The 225-nt window shown below is 78.2% G+C and carries 1 protein-coding gene; it reads left to right on the forward strand.

From position 1 onward, the window contains the following. The coding region (locus G3I65_RS38675) for a hypothetical protein (RefSeq protein WP_160700475.1) at positions 1–180 on the forward strand (180 nt) is incomplete at its 5' end. Between the last annotated feature and the right edge of the window lie 45 nt (positions 181–225).

Genomic DNA, 225 nt, shown 5'->3' on the forward strand with positions numbered 1-225 from the left:
GGCCGGGAAGCCGTGGTCCGCCCGCTGCTGGACCGGCTGTCCCCGGACGCGCTGGCGATCGCGCGCGCGATCGCCGTGCTGGGCGGGGAAACGCTGGAGACGATCGCCGCGCTCGCCGGCACGCGGCCCGGGCCGGCGCGGCACGCCGTGCAGGCGTTGCGCGACGGCGAGCTGCTCTAACCGGACCGGCTGGACTACGCCCACGACCTGATCCGCGCGGCCGCG

It is taken from the genome of Amycolatopsis sp. SID8362 (genome assembly GCF_010550475.1).
Taxonomy (GTDB): Bacteria; Actinomycetota; Actinomycetes; order Mycobacteriales; family Pseudonocardiaceae; genus Amycolatopsis; species Amycolatopsis eburnea.